Raw genomic sequence first — 2,974 nt, 5'->3', positions numbered from 1 at the left:
TAACTGATGACTTACCCACTGATAACTGATAACTGATAACTGATAACTGAGAGGTGCAACCCTGGAAGTTCTCAGATGCTCTATTAAAGATCAAGAAAAGCCGTCGTAAAACGACGGGGTTTTAACCCAAATTTTCGATAAGGTTACTAGGTTCGGGAACGGAAATCGGGGGTGGTGGAGGTGGGGGAGGGGAGACGTTAATAGCAAAAAAACCTACTCTCGTTGCTTGATAATGTGGGTTTCCGTCGTAGATTGCATAGTTTCTAAAGGCAACTGGATAATTGTCATCTACATAGTAGATCAAGTGTATGCAATCTCCAGTGTAACATCCAGTAAAGAAGCTAAAACTTAAAGTTTGAGGATGTGAAGAACGAAGTTTATTTTCCCCAAAGGAAGCAAGAGCGGTTATATTGCGTCCCATGGAACGTCCAGTTATCCCAGTAATAACATAAAAGCCGTTAGTATTCATATCATCCGTTGTAAAAGTTCCAGAGCCGCTCGCATAACCCTCTCTCTCACTCCCTCCATCAAAATACCAATTCCATAACTGTGAAGCTGAAGCAGGATTAGAATTAACAAGAAGCATTCCAGCAGTTGCAAGGGTAAATCCAGAAATCAAGCCTAAAACGTTATTAATTTTCTCACACAGTTTTGCAGTTAGCGCGCTGGCTAAACTGCCATAAGCATTGTTCCAAGCGGAACCATTACCTGTTGAACTGGATTTAACGTAAAGAATAGCCATGATATACCTCGTGTGAAAAAGACGGTAGAGAGTTGATAGGGAATATCGACCCGAAACTTAGTTCGAGTTAGATAAAGTTGATAAGTAAGCGAATAGTGGAGAAAACTGTCTCTAAAGACAGCAAAACCATTAATCAAGCTGAGATGTCAGAAAATTTAGCACTGGTTAGGGATGATGCTTAGATTGTAGAGGCGAATAATCCTAAGCTCTGTTTATTTTTTTTTTTTATTCATCAGCAGAGCTTATTAAATAAATCGAGCAGAGAGAAAATATCTGGTACAATGCCACTCCTGCAAGGATTTACCTAGGGATAAGCCGATTTATGTTGCTGAGGCTATATTTTGAGCAACTTTTCTCAAGTTATTCGGAGAATCAAGTTATTTTGTCATCAGTTAAGGTAGGGAGATGACTACAGCCTTATCATCGGGGTCAGCCATGGGAATTTGGCCGCTATTATGGATTGTCTGGCTATAATATAATAATTAATATTGACATATTTGCCCACTCAATTCAATCGACTTATCATGAGTATTGTTATTTCTAACGAGATGATACAAGCTACTGGTAAAACAGAAAATTTACTGAAGCTTGACCTAGCTATTATTATGTTTAAAGATTATCACATTAGCAGTGCTAAAGCTGCTGATTTTGCGGGTTTATCTTTAATCGAATTTCGTCAAGAATTAGCCAAAAGAGATATTTGTGTTAATTACGATGTTGCAGATTTTCAATTAGAGTTACAAACTTTAAATCGATTGGGGGATTTGTGATCGTTGTTAGTAATACTTCTCCTATTACCAGTTTGTCTGCTATCGGTTATGTCAATTTGCTACATGATATTTATGGAACAATTATCATTCCATCAGCCGTTTATGAAGAAATGACCCATGTAGGTTATGCTGTCCCCGGAACAATAGAAGTTACAACTTTATCTTGGATTGAAAAAAGGACGTTAGAAAATCGTTCATTATTTGAACAATTAAATCATGAATTACATCGAGGAGAATCAGAAACAATCGCCTTGGCAATTGCTTTGGGTGCTGATAGGGTAATTATGGATGAAAATCCAGGCAGAAAAAAAGCACTGAGTTTAGGACTGAATGTAATTGGCGTTTTAGGAATTTTACTAATAGCAAAACGTCGAGGATTAATTACAGCAATTAAGCCGTTAATGGATGATTTAATATCTCAAGCTGGCTTTCGGATTAATCGAGCATTATACTTAGATGTTTTACAATCAGCACAAGAGGAAAAGAGCGTTTTATGATTTGCTTTTGTGTCGTTAGAAACTGCAATTACAACAAAATTAGTAAAAAGAGACGTAAATGCTATCGCTCACGTCCCCTCCAAACATCAATTAATCATCGTTATTGTCGTCTTGTTTATGCTTTTTAGAAAACAATGCACCTAATCCTAGTGTTACTAATCCTAGAATTATAGAAGGTTCGGGAACAGACTGGATCGATTTAGTTGCCACTTGTAAATTATCAATTGAAAAAAGTCCATTACCACCAACGGGAGATATTTCGATACGAGATGCAGGAATAGATGTGACAATTCCTAAAAACTTAAACGAGTTTGGGTTAAGATTGCTACCTGAAACTGTAGCTTGCTCAATTAGATTGTTGGAAGCATCAAAAGCAGATAATTGTAGCGTATCATCGCCACCAGTATTAAAAAAGCCAACTCCAACAATACCATTGGAGGGATTCATTGGCTGGAATACTATACTGCCCCTTCCAGGAAAACTACAAGCGTTATTATTAACAAGAGCATTGGGAGAACTAAAAGTAGGTCCGGGACAATTAGCCAAGATAGAATGAGGCTGAATACCAGCATTCATCGGATTAAAGGTGATACCCAATGAAGATAATTGCAATATTGGACCAGTAAAGCTATCAAATGTCTCAAGTGCTAAATTACCAGCAATCGATGCCGCCGCCTCAAATGTGGTTTTATCGTTAAAGATTGCAGCCGATGCAGAAGATGAGGTAAATTCAAGAGAATTGACATCCTCGCCGCCGTAAAACGGACGGCGATTCCTCACCACGCCACTTTTTTAGGGTGGTCGCGTCAACGGGGTTGACGCTTCACAGGAAGGATACTGCTACTTTAGCGGTAGTCTTATGCCTTCCGACCCGTCCATTTTGAGTGTCCGAATGCCCTCCGGCCACTTTGAACAAGTCGAAAAAATCTCATGTTCAACCTTATTTCCTAGAAAGTTTTACTCGT

At 38.6% G+C, this 2,974-nt stretch carries 4 protein-coding genes; 2 read left to right on the top strand and 2 right to left on the bottom strand.

The genetic code is table 11. The features are described from left to right. Window positions 1-121: 121 nt before the first annotated feature. Window positions 122-742 carry a hypothetical protein gene (locus IM319_RS14700; protein ID WP_287736038.1) on the bottom strand — a complete coding sequence of 207 codons (621 nt, stop codon included), beginning with the start codon at window positions 740-742 and terminating at the stop codon, window positions 122-124. A 524-nt stretch (window positions 743-1,266) separates the two neighbouring features. On the opposite strand from IM319_RS14700, the gene IM319_RS14695 reads away from it, so the two are divergent. Then, window positions 1,267-1,512: a UPF0175 family protein gene (locus IM319_RS14695; RefSeq protein WP_158200937.1), complete on the top strand. Its 246-nt coding sequence runs from the start codon at window positions 1,267-1,269 to the stop codon at window positions 1,510-1,512. After that, the gene (locus IM319_RS14690; RefSeq protein ID WP_158200938.1) at window positions 1,509-2,009 is read left to right on the top strand and encodes a DUF3368 domain-containing protein; all 501 of its coding nucleotides are present in this window, start codon (window positions 1,509-1,511) and stop codon (window positions 2,007-2,009) included. Before IM319_RS14695 ends, IM319_RS14690 begins: the two co-directional genes overlap by 4 nt. 90 nt (window positions 2,010-2,099) lie before the next feature. On the opposite strand, the gene IM319_RS14685 is transcribed toward IM319_RS14690, so the two are convergent. Then, window positions 2,100-2,792, bottom strand: a complete 693-nt coding sequence (locus IM319_RS14685; protein ID WP_287736037.1) for a PEP-CTERM sorting domain-containing protein — start codon at window positions 2,790-2,792, stop codon at window positions 2,100-2,102. Between the last annotated feature and the right edge of the window lie 182 nt (window positions 2,793-2,974).

The organism is Microcystis sp. M113S1 (genome assembly GCF_020246945.1).
Taxonomy (GTDB): domain Bacteria; phylum Cyanobacteriota; class Cyanobacteriia; order Cyanobacteriales; family Microcystaceae; genus Microcystis.
The sequence above is the reverse complement of the archived record's forward strand: the minus strand, read 5'-3'. Positions and strand labels throughout refer to the sequence as shown.

Coding starts and splice junctions, on each gene's coding strand:
- IM319_RS14700 (WP_287736038.1), bottom strand. CDS start 742: ATGGCTATTCTTTACGTTAAATCCAGTTCAACAGGTAATGGTTCCGCT.
- IM319_RS14695 (WP_158200937.1), top strand. CDS start 1,267: ATGAGTATTGTTATTTCTAACGAGATGATACAAGCTACTGGTAAAACA.